Origin of the sequence: Pseudorhodobacter sp. (assembly GCF_034675685.1) — a bacterium.
Lineage (GTDB): Bacteria > Pseudomonadota > Alphaproteobacteria > Rhodobacterales > Rhodobacteraceae > Pseudorhodobacter.
Map to the genome: position 1 here is coordinate 1 of NZ_JAUCDA010000013.1, position 14,809 is coordinate 14,809.

General features: G+C 57.4%; 21 protein-coding genes. 5 read left to right on the forward strand and 16 right to left on the reverse strand.

Annotated elements, in window-relative coordinates:
• The coding region (locus tag VDP61_RS10010; RefSeq protein ID WP_323006768.1) for a hypothetical protein at window positions 1–264 on the forward strand (264 nt) is incomplete at its 5' end.
• An 81-nt stretch (window positions 265–345) separates the two neighbouring features.
• Here VDP61_RS10010 and VDP61_RS10015 read toward each other — a convergent pair.
• From VDP61_RS10015 to VDP61_RS10080, 14 genes are all read right to left on the reverse strand, one after another.
• Window positions 346–759, reverse strand: coding sequence for a hypothetical protein (locus VDP61_RS10015; RefSeq protein ID WP_323006769.1), 414 nt, complete (start codon window positions 757–759; stop codon window positions 346–348).
• 181 nt (window positions 760–940) lie between these two features.
• Window positions 941–1,306, reverse strand: a complete 366-nt coding sequence (locus VDP61_RS10020) for a hypothetical protein (RefSeq protein ID WP_323006770.1) — start codon at window positions 1,304–1,306, stop codon at window positions 941–943.
• A gap of 332 nt (window positions 1,307–1,638) precedes the next feature.
• Window positions 1,639–1,932 (reverse strand): hypothetical protein, encoded by a 294-nt coding sequence (locus VDP61_RS10025; RefSeq protein WP_323006771.1) that lies wholly within the window; start codon window positions 1,930–1,932, stop codon window positions 1,639–1,641.
• Between the two features lie 39 nt (window positions 1,933–1,971).
• Window positions 1,972–2,448, reverse strand: coding sequence for a major capsid protein P2 (locus tag VDP61_RS10030; RefSeq protein WP_323006772.1), 477 nt, complete (start codon window positions 2,446–2,448; stop codon window positions 1,972–1,974).
• 12 nt (window positions 2,449–2,460) lie between these two features.
• Window positions 2,461–2,589, reverse strand: coding sequence for a hypothetical protein (locus tag VDP61_RS10035; RefSeq protein ID WP_323006773.1), 129 nt, complete (start codon window positions 2,587–2,589; stop codon window positions 2,461–2,463).
• A 12-nt stretch (window positions 2,590–2,601) separates the two neighbouring features.
• Window positions 2,602–2,754, reverse strand: a complete 153-nt coding sequence (locus VDP61_RS10040; RefSeq protein ID WP_323006774.1) for a hypothetical protein — start codon at window positions 2,752–2,754, stop codon at window positions 2,602–2,604.
• Between the two features lie 107 nt (window positions 2,755–2,861).
• A complete protein-coding gene (locus VDP61_RS10045; RefSeq protein ID WP_323006775.1) occupies window positions 2,862–3,458 on the reverse strand; it encodes a hypothetical protein in 597 nt (198 codons plus the stop codon).
• Between the two features lie 65 nt (window positions 3,459–3,523).
• A complete protein-coding gene (locus VDP61_RS10050) occupies window positions 3,524–4,141 on the reverse strand; it encodes a hypothetical protein (RefSeq protein WP_323006776.1) in 618 nt (205 codons plus the stop codon).
• Window positions 4,062–4,373: a hypothetical protein gene (locus VDP61_RS10055; RefSeq protein ID WP_323006777.1), complete on the reverse strand. Its 312-nt coding sequence runs from the start codon at window positions 4,371–4,373 to the stop codon at window positions 4,062–4,064. Before VDP61_RS10055 ends, VDP61_RS10050 begins: the two co-directional genes overlap by 80 nt.
• Window positions 4,366–4,614 (reverse strand): hypothetical protein, encoded by a 249-nt coding sequence (locus VDP61_RS10060; protein WP_323006778.1) that lies wholly within the window; start codon window positions 4,612–4,614, stop codon window positions 4,366–4,368. Before VDP61_RS10060 ends, VDP61_RS10055 begins: the two co-directional genes overlap by 8 nt.
• A gap of 985 nt (window positions 4,615–5,599) precedes the next feature.
• The gene (locus VDP61_RS10065; protein WP_323006779.1) at window positions 5,600–5,818 is read right to left on the reverse strand and encodes a helix-turn-helix domain-containing protein; all 219 of its coding nucleotides are present in this window, start codon (window positions 5,816–5,818) and stop codon (window positions 5,600–5,602) included.
• Window positions 5,819–6,280: 462 nt separating this feature from the next.
• Window positions 6,281–6,769 (reverse strand): 30S ribosomal protein S9, encoded by a 489-nt coding sequence (gene rpsI, locus VDP61_RS10070; RefSeq protein ID WP_323006780.1) that lies wholly within the window; start codon window positions 6,767–6,769, stop codon window positions 6,281–6,283.
• 2 nt (window positions 6,770–6,771) lie between these two features.
• Window positions 6,772–7,236 carry a 50S ribosomal protein L13 gene (gene rplM, locus VDP61_RS10075; RefSeq protein WP_323006781.1) on the reverse strand — a complete coding sequence of 155 codons (465 nt, stop codon included), beginning with the start codon at window positions 7,234–7,236 and terminating at the stop codon, window positions 6,772–6,774.
• A gap of 150 nt (window positions 7,237–7,386) precedes the next feature.
• Window positions 7,387–8,184 (reverse strand): SseB family protein, encoded by a 798-nt coding sequence (locus tag VDP61_RS10080; RefSeq protein WP_323006782.1) that lies wholly within the window; start codon window positions 8,182–8,184, stop codon window positions 7,387–7,389.
• Between the two features lie 176 nt (window positions 8,185–8,360).
• On the opposite strand from VDP61_RS10080, the gene VDP61_RS10085 reads away from it, so the two are divergent.
• The 4 genes from VDP61_RS10085 to VDP61_RS10100 all read left to right on the forward strand — a co-directional run bounded on the left by VDP61_RS10085 (window position 8,361) and on the right by VDP61_RS10100 (window position 12,574).
• A complete protein-coding gene (locus VDP61_RS10085; protein ID WP_323006783.1) occupies window positions 8,361–9,590 on the forward strand; it encodes a Na+/H+ antiporter NhaA in 1,230 nt (409 codons plus the stop codon).
• Window positions 9,591–9,787: 197 nt separating this feature from the next.
• Window positions 9,788–10,447 (forward strand): ABC transporter ATP-binding protein, encoded by a 660-nt coding sequence (locus VDP61_RS10090; RefSeq protein ID WP_323006784.1) that lies wholly within the window; start codon window positions 9,788–9,790, stop codon window positions 10,445–10,447.
• On the forward strand, window positions 10,425–12,068 hold the full coding sequence (locus tag VDP61_RS10095; protein WP_323006785.1) for a capsule biosynthesis protein: 1,644 nt from the start codon (window positions 10,425–10,427) through the stop codon (window positions 12,066–12,068). Before VDP61_RS10090 ends, VDP61_RS10095 begins: the two co-directional genes overlap by 23 nt.
• A gap of 284 nt (window positions 12,069–12,352) precedes the next feature.
• A complete protein-coding gene (locus VDP61_RS10100) occupies window positions 12,353–12,574 on the forward strand; it encodes a hypothetical protein (RefSeq protein WP_323006786.1) in 222 nt (73 codons plus the stop codon).
• A 207-nt stretch (window positions 12,575–12,781) separates the two neighbouring features.
• On the opposite strand, the gene VDP61_RS10105 is transcribed toward VDP61_RS10100, so the two are convergent.
• Window positions 12,782–13,234: a DNA polymerase III subunit chi gene (locus VDP61_RS10105; protein WP_323006787.1), complete on the reverse strand. Its 453-nt coding sequence runs from the start codon at window positions 13,232–13,234 to the stop codon at window positions 12,782–12,784.
• A gap of 3 nt (window positions 13,235–13,237) precedes the next feature.
• Window positions 13,238–14,710: a leucyl aminopeptidase gene (locus tag VDP61_RS10110; protein ID WP_323006788.1), complete on the reverse strand. Its 1,473-nt coding sequence runs from the start codon at window positions 14,708–14,710 to the stop codon at window positions 13,238–13,240.
• Between the last annotated feature and the right edge of the window lie 99 nt (window positions 14,711–14,809).

Genomic DNA, 14,809 nt, shown 5'->3' on the forward strand with positions numbered 1-14,809 from the left:
ACCCGGTTATTATCCATCTTTTCAGCCTTTCATTTTGCCAACAAGGAACACCAGCGCCAGCGCCGGAAGGGTACCAATTTTGATGATCTGTTCAGAAAGCTGTGCGCTTTCAGTCCGTATAGGCCTTTTGCGTGTCGCGCAAGGATTTTACGAGAAAATGCGCGTGGTGCTGTCAAAGCTGTCTGCCAACCGATCGACAGACATTTCCGCCAATTCAAAGGCCTCATCTGCGACAACTTGGACCTGTACCGCGCCGCCCTCTGAATTGACTGCAATGGCCCGTTCACTGGCAACAATACGATTGTCTTTTGTTTCGCTACTGGATCATTCACGCGGGTGCTGCTGCTAACCATTTAGATTTTTGCCCCTCAAAGCAAGCACATAACGGCTTTCTAGCCCCATTTTTTCACACTTTCGGACAAGCCCGCGCCGATCCGTCCAATAGCGCACCGCGACCGCGCCAACAGCTCGGCCCATTTCTGTCAAGACGTTCAGACAAAGCACTGTCAAATCAACACCGCAAAATCTGCCCGCCAAGGCATTTGCCACCAGCACGGCCCCGCGGGGTTCAAGCTCAACCGAATAGACCAGCATACCGCTTTCAACCCCATTCGCCCGAATTGAAAGGGCTTGATTCGCCGCTTTCACCCGCATTGCGATTGCCTCAATGTGACGTTCCACGCCTGCAATCTTGTGCAACCAGCCTTCTACCCTTGGCGACCATTCGACAGGCTCAAGCGTTATTTCCGGTAAATCCACAGCGCAACGCCCCCGATGATTACATACGGCAAAGCCGCCGTTAGCTGCGCTTTCCAATCCGCCTTTCGCTGGACATAGAACGCGCCAGAGGCCCCCCCCGTTCGCCGTTGTCGGCCCGCCTGATATGGCTGGACCGCTCGACAGTTGAAGGGGGGGCAATCCTGCCATTTCTTCGCCCTGCTTACTTGGACTGATAGGCATAGATTGCCAAACCAGCCGCCGCCAAAGCCGCGATAATGATGGGCCAATTGGTGCCGCTTTCCTCTTGATAGGAAACGGGCGTCACGACCTGACCGGACGCGTCACCAGATGAACCAATATAGCCAAGGATGCCGCCAAGCGTATCTTTCAGGCCGGATACCCAATCCTTTTGCCCGTCAAGCTGTGCGGTTTTGATCTGCCCGACCTGCCCCGTTGCAACTGCGGTTTGCCACTCTTGCGCAGTCCCGCCGTATTGGCGCGGATCGCCGCCGCGCCCGCTGTAAACGGGCTGGACCTCTGCGCCCATGGAAAGATTGGTGGGAAGCCTGCCAGAAGCTGCCAGCAAAGCTTCCGCCCGCAAAGCCGCCACCTGTCTGCACAGGTGTACCAAAAGACAAGCCGCCCAATATATCGCCCAAACCGTTCAAAAAGCCGCCGCTTGATTTTGCGGGCTGGCCCATGGAAAGATTGGAATATGTGTTTTTGTTGCTGCCCAAGAATACGCCATTTGTGTTCACAGTAGGCGCACCGCCAAAGGTAAGGGCAGGTGTATTCGTCGAATTGATGTAGGCCAGAAGGGATTTCTTAGGCTGAACCCCCCCATATGAAAGCGTTCCATTTTTTGGCACCTTATCTAAGGTTTTGGGAATGGGGGGCAAAGGCTGCCCCCGCTCTGGATCAATTCGGGCTTGTCAGGCTTTCCGCATAAATCGAAAAGTTGCCGGTCGCCGTGAAGTCCATTTTCAAGCGAAAATCCTGCAAGGCCATTGGCAACGCTTCCTGAAGGCGGTTTTCAGACAGAAAGTCGATATGCGTCGTATCAACTTGCGCCGTGCGGCCCGCAATGTCGCCATGCGCGTCCCGGATTTGCTTGTCGCTTTCCATGATCTTTCGACCGTCGGTATGCACTTCGACCGTTGAAATATCATCGGTATTGACGTGCAAGGCCAGCATTGCGTAGGGACCGCGCACAATGTCGGCAATCTCTGCCGGACCTGTTACGCCCTGATTTCACGTATACCGCTGAATGCGAAGGTGCGGCCCGTAAACCGTCGCCGCCGATTGAACCGCGTATACCTCCAACAGCGAAACCGTTTGGCCGGACTTGATGTCGATTTCAATCGAAAAGGTATCCATGCCAACCGTGCCGTAGCCGGTTTGATCTTCGCCGCCTATAGTGCGAATCCAAGGGCGGGAAAGGAACAAGGGCAGAACCCCGACCTTTGGCGTTTTGCCGTAAAACTGATTCAGCTTAACAAGGTCGCCCGCGTCGATTGTGATTTGTGCGTCACCGTTCACCATCAGCCGGATTTCGCCAAAGACGGTTGCCCAGTTGGCCGGGGCAAGATCGACCTGCGACCCGCCGATAAGCGCCTTAGCGCGGATCATAAGGCGGGTATACGTCAGGCCAAGGGGCAAGTTGATAGACGCGGTTTGCCCCGCGCCGATGCCCTGCGGGGTAGGCATCCGCTTAACTGCGAAAGTCATAGCCGGCCCCCCTTAAACGTCAAAGCCAGCGGACGCTTGCGCAATCAACTGAACATCGCGGAATTGGTACATAAGGAAGCCCGCCAGCATCACGCCGACAGTCACAATTCCCACCGCTTTCAAGTCTTGTTTCTTTGGCATGTTTTGCCTCTCCTAAACCATCGTTTCAGAATTGGTTTCAGCTTCAGCAATGCCGGAAACAGGGCTAATGTCTGCCACCGTTTGCGTGCGATATTTCTTGATTTGCTCAATCAACCACCACGCCGAAAGCGCCGCGATAACAGAGGTTAAGAATTGCCGTTCCATCAACCAACCCAATTGAAAAAGCCCCACACCGCGCGGGGCATGGGGCAATCAATGGCCGATAAAGTTTCAGGCTCAAAACCTATGTAAGGTAAGCTAACCTTATATACCTATCTGCGGGCTTTCTTAAAAGTTATCTCTCCAGCCTCTACCTTGCCGCCGATTTCGTGCAGGTATTGCAGGGCTTGAAGGGCTTTTATGCGGCCTTGATCTGTTCCCAATTCAGCCGCCGCCGCCGCAACATCACGCGGCCCCTTCTGGGCAAATACCACTGTTTCAGTGCAGTTGCCGCGAAAGCGCGTTGCTACCTCGGCAATGCGTTGCGAGACGCCCACCACCTCAATTCCATAGTGTCGCCCACGGCTGCAAATATCGGCAAAGCCTGCGGCCTTTTCCACGCCGCCCGCTACCGGAAATGAAAGATTCATTTCCTCGACTACAAGCGTCATTTGCGGCCCGCCGCCGCCGTTGAAATATGGGGTCTGTGCTTTCATCAAAAGACGCGACAGGCCAGAAAGCGCCGCCGCCTCTTTGCCTGCCGGTGGAACATAGGCCAGCCGGAACCCTGACCAATTGTCACGCATGGCGACCCGCACGGCATCAAGCCCGCCTGCCCTATGTTCCAGCGGCTTAAATCCTTCTGCTTGGTATTCGCCCAGCGGATCGAATACCACGACCCGCCGCGCCCCTGTTAGGTAGCGTTTCACCCATGATGATTTGCCTGAACCCGATCGCCCCCAAACACCCAAGCGGCCCGCGTTGCTGCTTGAACTCACGCCGCCGCCCCCTCGTTATCCATCCAGCCCAAAGGCGATACATAACCGCCGCGCCCTGCCGGTGCCTGCGGATCGCCGCCGCCGCCGCTTGGGGCTTGATTAAGGTTTGCAGGTCTGCGGGCTTCTATCATCGCCAGCCGGCGCGCTCGCATGATTTCCCGCACAACCGCAACTTTCATAATCAGGAAAGGACCAGCCGCCAAAGCAAGCGCCAATGTCTTTGACTGCGGCAAAAGGGCTGCCGGGAAATAGATTTCCAAAAGGTCGTGTATTGCATCGGACGCCACCCGCGCCGGTGGTTCTTCGTGCGGCTGGATCGCCAGCGGCACAAAGTCAGGAAAGAACCCGCCGGGAATTGCAAAGCCCGCCTTGAAGACGATCCAGAAAGCGCCCTTGTCGATAGGTTCTGGCTTTTCGTCCTGGTCAACTTGTTCAGCTTGTTCAGGCGTTAGAACATCATGCTCAATATCGCCTTCCCCCCCGATCTCTGGTCCCCGGAAACTCTCCATAAATTCAAAGTCTACGGCCTCGGACTTATCCACCGAAAAGGAAGTTTCCGCCGCTTGGCTTTTCGTTGTCGTTGTCGGCTCGGATAGGTTCAAGCGTCTTGTCATCTTCGACCCCTAGCGTTTTGGTTTTGCGTGTTTTTTGGATAAATGCGAGTTGCAGGCGCTGCGATGCAGCTTTGCCGTACCTCTCATGATGGGAACAAGGCTTGCCCGATTCATCGCTGCCGTTGCAGTAAAAGTAAGCGTTGCCGTTTTTGTTCAGCTTTATGTACACATCACCGGCGCAATTCGGGCACGGCTTTTTGTGAACGATAGTACCGACCGCAAGGTTAGCCATGCGCCCCCCCTGCCGTTTTTTCTGTTACATTACATAGGGTTTCGGCCCCTGCCCCTGACGCGTCTGCGCCCTCGTCGATATATGGCGTTAGATGATCTACCGCCGCCGCAAGGTCTACCATGAACGCGGCCAGCTCCTCACCCAGCGCCGCCGCCGCTGCCATGCGCGTCAGGATTGGCGCGGTTTTCAATTCCTGCCCACGATCCCGCAACGCCCGCGCCCGTTCTGATAATGTCGCCACCTGTTTCCCCTATGTAATGTGATAATATAACGTAGGGGAAAACGCCTTTCGGTTGCAATCAATACCGATTCGGCGCGGCTTTTTTCTACATAAGGGCAACGCGGCCCCGGCCCGATCTGCAAAATGGCCCTATTTTGCCCGCCAAGGGGTCAAGTAGGTAGTTTGGGCCACTGCCACCCGCCAAACCCCATACCATGCCAGCCCTGCCCCAATCCTTGCGGCCCTTGGCCCCGTTCCAGCCCTGCCCTTAAGCGACCGCCGCTAAATCCCCGCAACTTCTTAATTCACAGCGCCGCTTTAGCGGCCCCTTAATCTTCCCCGGCCCGATCAGTACCCCCGCCACCCGACACTAGCGCTTTATCCATCGTTGCGACTAGCAACGGCCTTTTTCCTCTATGGAATAAATGGAATATAAGGATGGGGGGTCCAAAATAGACCCCCTTTTGGTCCAAAATAGACCCCCTTTTGGTCCAAAACCGACCCCCTTTTTATGCTAAGGGGGTCCAAAACCGACCCCCTTTTTTAAGCGCGTTAAAAAAGGGGCATAAGCCCCTGTTTTCGTTGTGTAATTTTCTAAATGCTTCGTTCTGCCATGGCTCGCGCCTCCCCGTAACTCAAACGCGGGTTTTCAGAAAGGAATTGACTTGTAGCGCTTAGAACGGCCTCTGCCCTTGCGTTAGGCTTAATCTGTGCCTCTTGCGCCTGCCCAAGGGCAACCAGCCTATAGGTTACTGCATGGCCAGAACCGCCCTCAAAATGTGCAATAGGCACTATAGACCCTTCGTCCCTAAGTTTAGCCAAACCGTACTGGACGGCCTTGCGGGCTAGGCCTGTCATTTTTTGCAGTTGGGCCTTTGTTATTGTCACCTCTGGCCTTGAAAATTCCGCCCGCTGGCACATTGCAAACAGAACCGAACGACCACCACAACGCGCCTTTGATCCCGAGATGACTTTTGCAATGTGCGATGCGTGGCTATAGTCGCCGCTACTCCTTCGCATTTATTGCCCTCGCAATTTCATCTGCGACAAAGGCAAGGGGAACATTGCCTATCGTTCCGTCTGCTTCCATTGCTGCTATGTGGTTGTAAACCGCCATTTTCTGCCGCCCTAGAAAGCGGGCTATTGCAGGGGCCTTGATACCCCTAGAAACGCCTATGCGGATCACATCGCGCTCAAAATCGCTTATGTACTTGGCCTTTGCCACTCTGCCCTTTCCAAGCAGATAATCAATGTATATAAGTTTCTGGCAGGACCGGACCCGATTTTAGTCGGGCGGTGCGGCATCAGGTCGCGTTCGACACCGCTGCGAGATAGCTACGCAGTTGAAGTTTAGTTCTCCTGCCCACCTAACCCCCTGCTATAGTAGGGGGTTAGGTTACCCCCATAACCCATTGTACATAATATTGATTATCGGAATATGATCTGCAGGCAAGAAATTGCCCTCTTCTCTACATGCCCTGACTGTTATCGTTGTGTAAAAAGCGTTTCGCGCTGAACCTGGCTCACATATCGCCGCCTGAAGTTAAAGAGTTCAACGCGTTATGTGACAGGCCTTGTTTCAGGTCAAAGACGAAACGCTGTAAACCAGCACGCCAATTGCGCATAAAAAAAGGGCCCGCAATAATGCGAACCCTTTGTTTTTGTTGAGAAATATAATCGCTCGCTGTTAGCGCTTGGAGAACTGGAAGCTCTTGCGTGCTTTGGCTTTGCCGTATTTCTTACGCTCAACCACACGGCTGTCGCGGGTCAGGAAGCCTGCTGCTTTCAATGCAGCGCGCAGGGTTGGATCATAAAGCTGCAGCGCCTTGGAGACGCCATGCTTTACCGCGCCAGCCTGACCAGACAGGCCACCACCGGCAACAGTTGCCATCACGTCGAACTGGCCTTCAACGCCAGCAACGGTGAACGGCTGGCGCAGAATCATCTGCAGCACCGGACGGGCAAAATACTCTGCCATCGTCTTGCCGTTAACCACAACCTTGCCAGTGCCCGGCTTGATCCAGACGCGGGCAACCGCATCTTTGCGCTTGCCGGTTGCATAGGCGCGGCCCAGCTTGTCGCGCATCGGTTCACGCACAACAGCGGCCTGCACGGCTGCGGCGGGCGTATCGGCAACTGCCGATTTCAGATCGTCGAGGGATTTGATTTCTGACATGATCAAGCGCTCCGCGTGTTCTTGGGGTTCATCGCAGCAACGTCCAGAACGGTCGGCGATTGTGCTTCATGCGGATGCTCAGCGCCTGCATAAACGCGCAGGTTGGTCATCTGCTGGGCACCCAGCGAGTTGCGGGTGATCATACGTTCAACGGCTTTTGTCACGACACGCTCGGGATGTGCGCCTTCCAGCACCTGTGCCGCGGTGCGGAACTTGATTCCGCCCGGATGGCCAGTGTGCCAGTAGTAACGCTTGTCAGCGCGTTTGTTGCCAGTCATCTGGATTTTTTCGGCATTGATGACAATCACATTGTCACCCATGTCCATATGCGGCGTAAAGGTCGGCTTGTTCTTGCCGCGCAGGATACCAGCCACGATTGTGGCGAGACGGCCCAGAACGATGCCTTCGGCGTCGATCAAGATCCATTTCTTTGTGATATCCGCAGGCGTTGCGGTAAAGGTTTTCATTTCACACCCTTTGAAGTGTTGCGGGGAAAGGCCCCGGTATCTCGGATGGGGTGTATATCTTTCAACGCAGATGCACAGTCAAGTCACTTGATGTTTAATTTATTGTTGCATAACAATGACTTAAAAGAAAGGTATAATAATACCCCAAAATTAACGCAATTTTGGCGGCTTGGATGGGTCCATTCCCGGGGCTGCCGGGCCGGTGGGGGGCGCCGCCACAGGTTCCGGCAGATCAAAATGCTGCGCCACACGGGCCATGCGATCGACCACCGGCAGATCGGCGGCAAGGAAGGTCACATCCATTTCCCCCGCCTCGACCCCCGAAAAGATCAGCGCCTCACTTGCTGCCCGCGTCAAGGCGGCCTCGGCCCCCGGCACGGCCCCGATATAGGCCAGCATATGGCTGCGCCGCCCATCCTCATAGCGCACGGCCGCCAGCAAGGCCGCTTGCGCCAGCCCCCCTGCCCGCGCCAGTTTTGCCTCCAGTGCTTGCACCAGGCTGGCGGGCAACCCCTGCGGTGCCTCAAACGCCACGGGGCGGGCCGAGATGTTGGCGGGTCTGGTGTTCAGCGTTTGCGACAGCCAGATCAGCGCCTCGGGCGAGACCAGAAATTCGGCCTCGCCCACCCCCAGATTGACGCCAAGCGCTACATTTTGCCCGGCAAGCTGGGCCGCGATCACCCGGCCCGGCAGTTCGGCATAGGGTACAGGCGCATCTGTGGTCGCCGCCAGCCGCTCTTCGGTATCATAGGCCAGGACGACCTGCGCATCCTCCAGCGTCACGACGACCGGCTGCACCGCACCGTCTTCGGTTTCCTGTTCCAGCATCAGATAAAGCATGCCATCGGCCAGCCGCGCGTAATAGCGCATGCGGGCCGCGTCATCATCAGGTGCGGCCATCATCGCGCTATGCGCCATGTCCAGACCATTTGCGTTGCTCGCTGCCATGATATTTCCCCGCGCTGCTGTGTCTTGACCAGCCTTAAGCGCCGTCAGGCACCGGGACAAGATGCAAGCACAGCACACCTGCGGCATTTCCGGCAAGGCCAATTGCGACTTGGTGGCGGCTACACTATGCAGGGGCAACGTTTGATGCCCGGATTCTTTCACAAGGCTGCCGCCCCGTGACCCCTGCCTCCCCCCATCTGCAACATTATGCCAAGGCGCTTTTGGCCGGTGCGGCGCTGGCCACAGTTGCGGTCAACCTTGCCCCGAGCCTGTATTACGACATCATCGAATGGCATCCGTTCGACAGCGACCCCTTGTATAAGCTGCGGCTGTTCTGGCCGGGTTTCACCCCTGCCACACTGGTTTCCAGCTTGCTGATGCCGGTATTCGTGTTGCTGATCGGCAAGGAAATCTGGGAGGCCCTGCTGCAAGATCATGGCGGCTTGCGCGGCAAGCTGGCCCTGGCCCCGGTTGCGATGGTGCTGGGCGGCATGGTATCCTCGGCGCTGGTTTGGCTGGCGCTGACGGCCTGGCTGGAAACCGCCGAGGAAGCGGTTGATGCAATCGGCTGGGTGATGCCCTTTGGCAGCGATATGGTGCTGGCGTTTTTCTTTGGGCGGATGATCTTTGGCAAGGGCCATGCCGCGCTTCAGGTTCTGTTGTTCATGTGTATTCTTGATGGCGTGCTTGGGCTGCTGATCAGCGGCTTTTCGGCGCCCATCAACGGCAATCTGCGCGCGTTGTGGCTGCTGGTGCCGTTTTGTGCCGCTGCTTTTGGCTATTTCCGGCTGACCCGCCCGCTACAAAATCCCCGCGTGACCGAGCGGGACCGGCAGCGGGCGGGCCGGTTGTGGCCCTGGCTGATTCTGGGCGCGTTCAGTTGGATCGCGATGTCGGCTTCGGGCCTGCCGCCCGCATTGGCGTTTTTGCCGCTGCTGCCGGCGATGCCCTATGGCAACCACAGCTTTGGCCTGTTTGCCGAGGCAGAAGGCCTGTTGAACGACCCGCTGAACCGATTGTCGCACGCCTTGATGCGGCCCGTGATTGTGATCTTGTTCTTGCTTGGGCTGACGCGGGGCGCGATGGATCTTGGGGCTTTTGGCCCGACAACATGGATCATGCTTGGGGCGCTGTGGCTGGGCAAACCCTTGGGCATACTGGTTGCGGCCTGGGGGATGAGGGTGGTCGGCCACCCGCTGCCAAATCGGCTGACACTGCGCGAGATCGGCTATATTGCGGGGCTTATGGCGATTGGCTTTACCCTGCCGTTACTGGCCCTTGAAACCGCCCTGCCCGGCGGTGCCATGCAAGAGGCGGCACGTCTTGGGCTGGGGTTAAGCCTGACAATGGGGCCCGCCCTGGTACTGCTGTCGCGCTACGGCTTGCCTTTGTCACGCAACCGATAACGGCCCCCGGCCAATAACGGCGCCAATAAGGCCGCTGATCACCTTGCTGTAATGCGGTGAAAGCGACATAATGCTGCCAGAATGCTGATTTAATCCTTGGCGAACCATCCATCTATAGTGCTGGTGACAGATCGTTAACCAAAAAGTCGTATCCCGGATCAAACCGAGAACAAGAGGCCCAGGCTGAAAGCAGATCAATGATCGCGTTTGAAAATGTGAGCAAGTCCTTCTGGACCGGCAAGACCCGCAAGATCATTCTTGACCGGGCCAGTTTCAAGGTGGAGCGTGGGAACTCGCTGGGCATCCTTGCCCCCAATGGCACGGGCAAGACCACGATCATCAACATGATGGCCGGGCTTGAAAAGCCGGATGAGGGCAAGATCGTCCGAACCTCGCGCATATCGTTTCCGCTGGGCTTCATGGGCGGGGTAATGAACAAGCACACCGGCACCGAAAACGCCCGCTATATCGCGCGCCTTTACGGGCTGGACCCGGATTACATGGAAAGTTTTTGCCGCTGGCTGGCCGGGATCAAGGAATATTTCGACATGCCGGTGGGCACCTATTCCTCGGGCATGCGATCACGGTTTTCCTTTGCGTTGATGTTGGCTTTGGAATTCGACTTTTATCTGATAGATGAGGGCATGCCCTCTACCGGCGATGTTGAGTTCAACACCAAAGCCGGTGCGATCCTTCGACAACGCTTACAAAACGCGACGATCATCGTCGTCTCGCATCAGGCCGCCACGCTTGAAAAATTCTGCCGCTCGGCTGCGGTGCTGCGCAATGGCCAGCTTTATATGTTCGAAACCCTCGAAGAAGCGAAACGTCTGTATGACTATGAAGCTCACAGCTAAACGGTTCCGCATCCGCCGCCCGGAATTTCCGCCCGCCCCGGTGGAAGGCGACGCAGGGCTGTTTGACAATCATGATGATGGTTTCGGCTCTGGCATATTTCCCACCGCGAAACCGGCCAATCAGACCGGACCGGCCACCGGACCGGCCGAATCCGCATCAGAGGACGCCATTGAAGCGATCCGCCACGAAGGGCTGACCGGCCGTCAGTTGCGAATGGCACGCAATCTGGCGCAAAAACACGGTCTGCCCGCAACATCCGATTTTGACGCCATCCGCCTGCTGCGCGCCGCGGGCATCAACCCGTTTCAACGCAGCTCCATGCTGGATCTGGTGACAGGCGCCGGCACCCCGATCCAGACCGAGGATTCGCGTGCCTTGGCCAAGCTGCCCCCCGGTGCGGGCGATAAACTTCCACAGACGATCAAGCCGATTCAGGTTCCCTCAACCGAGGCGCGGGCCGAAGTTAATCACGCCGCCGAAATCATGAAAATTCAGCGCGATCTGGCGCGGCGGCGGCGGCGCAAATCCGTTCTGATGATGATGCGCCTGACGTTTTTTGTCGTGCTGCCCACGATCGTGACGGGCTGGTATTATTATATGGTCGCAACCCCGCTTTATGCGACCAAGACCGAATTTGTTATCCAGCAATCGCAAAACCCTACCGGCGGTGCGGGTGGCCTGAGCGGCTTGCTGCAAGGCTCGCCCATGGCCACTTCGCAAGACAGTATCGCGGTGCAGGGCTATCTGCAATCGCGTGAAGCGATGCTGCGACTGGATCAGGACCACGGTTTTCGCGAGCATTACAGCGCCCCGGAAATTGATCCCATTCAACGACTGGAACCCGATGCCACGCTGGAGGCCGCCTATAAAGTCTATCAGCGCAACTTCCAGATTTCCTATGACCCGACCGAAGGGCTGGTCAAGATGGAGGTCATCGCCACAACACCGGAAAAATCGGTAGAGTTTGCCGATGCGTTGATCGAATATGCCGAGGGTCAGGTTGACCATCTGACCCAACGTCTGCGCGAAGATCAGATGCGCGGCGCCCGCGAAGGCTATGTGGATGCCGAGGCAAAAATGCTGGTTTCGCAGCGGCGCGTTGTCGAGTTGCAGGAAAAGTTCAAGGTCGTCTCGTCAGAGGTCGAGGTGACCCTGATCACGGCGCAGATTGGCCAGTTGGAAACGATGCTGTCACAAGATCGGCTGTCGTTGCAGCAAATGAAATCAAACGCCCGCCCCAATGCCGCACGGATGGAGCCGCTGGAACGCCGGATCGGCGCTTTGGAGTTCGAGATTGCGGCCCTGCGTGCCAAGCTGACCGAAGGCTCGGAAGGGGGCAAATCCTTGCCGCAGGTCCAAAGTGAATTGCTGGTGGCACAGGCCGATGTTCAGACCCGCCAGTTGATGCTGGCGCAGGCCATCCAATCAATGGAAACCGCGCGGGCCGAAGCCAACCGGCAAACCCGCTACCTCTCGCTTTCGGTCAAACCGATTCTACCCGATGAAGCAACCTATCCCCGTGCCTTTGAAAGCACTTTGGTCGCGATGCTGATTTTTGCAGGCATCTATCTGATGATCTCGATGACCGCAGCAATCTTGCGCGAACAAATCTCGGCTTGACGTCGCCGGGCTTTGGTCATTGCCACCAAACCGGCTGTTGCAAAGATCGGGCCGAATAATCGGGTGGCCCGGGCGGCCTTCAGCCGCGCTTGGATGGCGCCCCCCCACACAAAAAATGCAGGCAAGGCCAAACCAGACCTTGCTTGCAGAGACGCCGCAGCCAAAAGCGGATGAGCCATGCGGTTTCTGCATTGCAGCAAGTCGGGAACGTCGGTTTAACTTACCGATGTAAAAGAACATATTGGCGGCAGGGAAGATGAACACACCCAAATAGGAGTTTCCCAATGACTTACGTTGCTGCTGCCAAACCCGTCGCCTCGCTTGCCAGTCTTGCCGCGCGGCCCTTTATCGCCTTCTATAATCTTCTGATCTTGCTGGCAGAGATGAACCCCCGGATGGAAGCCGTGAACAAGCTGAACGCTTTGACAGATGCACAGCTTGCAGAACGCGGCACCACACGCGGCGAAGAAGTACGCCGCCTTTTTGCCAACAAATACCACTTTTGACGCTTGAAGCGTTTTGCCTTGAATCTGCCTCACCTATCGCAGCCTGAAATCGAATATTTCAAAGCGTTAGGGGATGCGCTGTGTTTCAAGGCAAAGTCGAGACGCTTGGCAAAACCGACTGCCCTCGCCATTATCCTGCCAACGCAAGGCGTTGCGGGGTAATGGCACTGTCGGTTTTTAGGATTTCCAAGCGCTGTCTGCGTGGGCTTAGCCCGCTTTCTTTTCCCAACCACCGCTTTGCTCTGACCAGTATTGTGCGGCATGGCCCGCGCCTGTCAGCGCTTTCCATTGGCCCCGCGCGCCGATTACAGCCGCTTCGTCATGGCCATCGAACAGGATAAACACCCGTTCCAGCCCGCCCACCTCGGCCGGGTCAACCGTTGCCCCGTAAACCGCCATCAGCGCCTGTGCGTCGTTGCCGATCGGCCCCCGGCCCAGCAAGATCGGTTGTTGCGCGTCATGTGGCCCACCTTCCAGCCCATGCGGCAAGAACCCATCCGCCGGGTGCTGCCACAAAACTTCGTCCAGTCGTTCCAACCGGGCCTTGTCTGTGCCGCGCAGCATGACCCGCCACCCGGCTTTCAAGGACCGCGCCAGCAATACCCGCGCGGTCGCCTCGGCGCTGGAGGTGGTGAGGTGGTAAAACATCACCACGCCCATGGCTCAGCCCTCGAACCTGTCGCGGATCAGCCGGTCCAACGCCATCACACCCCAACCCGTAGCCCCTTTGGGGGCCAGCGTGGTGTCGGTTTTCACCAAGGCGGTGCCCGCAATATCGAGGTGGCACCAGGGCATACCCTCTTTGACAAACCGTTTCAGAAACTGTGCCGCCGTAATCGCCCCCCCATCGCGGCCACCGACATTCATCATATCGGCAATCCGTGATTTGAGTTTGGCGTCATAGGCGTCGCCCATCGGCATCCGCCAAGCGCCTTCGCCTTCGGATTTGCAAGCCGTCAGGAACGCATCGCACAGCCCGTCATCATTGCTGAAAACGCCAGTGTTTTCATGGCCCAAGGCAATGATAATCGCCCCGGTCAAGGTCGCAAGATTGATCATTCCCACCGGCTTGAAGCGCTCTTGCGCGTACCACAGCACATCGGCCAGCACCAAACGCCCCTCGGCATCGGTGTTGATCACCTCGATCGTGTCGCCTTTCATGGATTTGACGACATCGCCGGGGCGTTGCGCCCGCCCGTCCGGCATGTTTTCAACCAGCCCGACCAGCCCGACCACATTGGCCTTGGCCCGGCGCAGCGCCAGTGTGCGCATGACACCCGCAACCACGCCCGCGCCGCCCATATCCATGGTCATTTCTTCCATACCCGCTGCGGGTTTTATGGAAATGCCGCCAGTGTCAAATACCACGCCCTTGCCGACCAGCGCAAACGGGGCCCCTTCGCCGCCGCCGTTCCACTGCATGACAACAACCTTGCTAGGGCTGTCCGAGCCCTGCCCGACCCCCAGCAAAGCCCCCATGCCCAAGGCTTCAAGCGCCTCCTCCTCAAGGATTTCCACCTCAAGCCCCAATTCCTGCATTGCGGCAAGCCGGGCGGCGAAATCATCGGTGGTCAGCACATTGGCCGGCTCATTCACCAGATCGCGGGTAAAAAACACGCCTTCGGCCACAGCCGCCATCGGATTGGCTGCAAGCGCCACCGCCTCGGGGTCTTTGACCATCATTTGCACAGGGCCGCGCGCCGTTGGCTCTGCGGTCTTGTGCGGTTCAAAATCATAGGCGCGCAGTGCCAGACCAAACGAGACATCGGCCGCGCGCAGCATGGAGCCTGCCAGCACCAGAACCCCGGCCTTGCCCACGGCCTTGCCAATCGCAGCCCCGGCTTTGCGGGCCGTGGCCACATCGGCGCGCGGCCCGGCTTTGACAATCTGCAACGCCTCGGCTTGCAGCCCTGCAGGCCAGGCCAAGTCTGTCGCCTCGCCCGGTTTCACCTTGCCCCAGGCATCAGAGCCGAGAAACCTGTTCAAGGCGCCCTTGGTCAAACGGTTCAATCGTCGCGCCGCCGGGCTGCGGGCCGCATTGTCATCGGGCGCAACCAACAAGGCAATGCGCCCGCTGATTCCGGCAAGGGCCTCAAGGTCGGTTTCAAGAAACTTTATGGGTAAGGGATTGGTCATCAGGCATCATTCCGCTTTTGGGTCATGGTGGCAGGCAGGCCGCGATTGCCCCTGCCCTTCCAGCGCAAAGCCTAGCCCTTGGCAAACCGCTTTACCAGA